This window comes from Burkholderia sp. A9 (genome assembly GCF_000801975.1).
The window spans coordinates 1-1,301 of record NZ_JSZN01000061.1 but is presented as its reverse complement, the minus strand read 5'-3'; the positions used below and the strand labels follow the sequence as shown (position 1 = coordinate 1,301).

The window sequence follows — 1,301 nt, the reverse complement described above, 5'->3', positions numbered from 1 at the left end:
CGCGTACGCGTTCGAGGTCGCCACCAGGTACGTCTTCGCATAGACGGGTTTCATGCCGGTGCGGTAGCCCGACGCTGCTTCCGGCAGCGACGGATCGCCCGGCTGGTTCGAGCCCACGACGACCGTCGAGCCGCTGTTGTCGATCGCGAGGCAACTCGCGTCGGATGCGGGCGGCGACGTGGCGCCCACGTTGTTTTCGACGTCGTCACTGCCGCACGCGGTCATCACGACCGCCGCGACCAATATGGACGCATACGGGAAAATCGCTGTTCTGTTCATTGTCTCTCGATGTTTTTGTCGGTCGTTGCGATGTACGTCACGCTGACTGCGCCGCCCTCGGCGCGCAGGCAACGCGATCGATGGTCCCACGAACGGATTTTTTTGCGCAATAAGAAATTTGCGACGTGACCGGCGGTTGTGTACGCAACGTCACTGGACCTGCACGCGATCTCGGCACCGCTACATATCACTGCCGTCGCGACGGACGATTTCCGGTCACTCGACCGGTGCCCGTGCGAGGCGCAACGCAGCGCGGCAAGTCGGCCCCGCTGGACGATGCGGGCAACGTCCATCGACAATCGCCGCACTCTCCTGGCCCGAGCACTCGATCCGGCCGGCACCGGTGCGTCCTCGACGCCGTGCACATGTACGCCAACTCGCCGGTAACAATTTCTCAGGTATCGCCCAGAACGCCGCTTCAACGCCGCTCGCTAATGCTCAAGCCGTATCATTCATTTCGGACTGCAATATGATTATTCGTATTTCAAAGACTACCATGATGCCGGCCATGATTTAGTTTGCATCGCGCATTGCGTTCGTGCACCACGTGCTCCTGATGGACACGACCTTTCCCGGCAACGACATCATGTATCGCACAATCGACACGCCGTGGATTCGCCATCATGCCCGCTGCGCCGCGATCCTCTCGATGGAAAGGCTGACAGCCGTTCTGTGCGGGATCGGCAGCATCCTGCTGCTGCGCGCACGACGCGCAACCGGTGCGGCAATCGCGCAGCCAGGTCGTGCGCGATTGCCGGGCTGACGCTCGGCTTCCTCGCGAGGCAGGTCGGGTTCATGTCGGTCGGGGGCGAACGGCTCGGGATGGGGATGTCGAAACCACGGAACGATCCGCCGGGCGCTGCCGGCCCGACCGCGTTGCGCCGGCGGACGGCGGGATGTCGGGGTAATTGCAAACGCCGCCGCGTTGCGGATATAAATTGCGCATGGACACGAATCGCTGGACTCACGACCCCGTCGGCGCGTTTCGCACGTGGCAGGAAACGGCCGCGACCGGCGCCGGC

At 63.2% G+C, this 1,301-nt stretch carries 1 protein-coding gene and 1 pseudogene; one reads left to right on the top strand and one right to left on the bottom strand.

Annotation, left to right across the window (positions count from 1 at the left end; all coding sequences use genetic code 11):
• A pseudogene (locus PI86_RS15375) lies at nt 1-279 on the bottom strand (gamma-glutamyltransferase); the annotation flags it as partial.
• Between the two features lie 556 nt (nt 280-835).
• Between PI86_RS15375 and PI86_RS16715 the strand changes: the two are divergent.
• A complete protein-coding gene (locus tag PI86_RS16715; protein ID WP_052319468.1) occupies nt 836-1,042 on the top strand; it encodes a DUF2165 family protein in 207 nt (68 codons plus the stop codon).
• Nucleotides 1,043-1,301 lie beyond the last annotated feature (259 nt).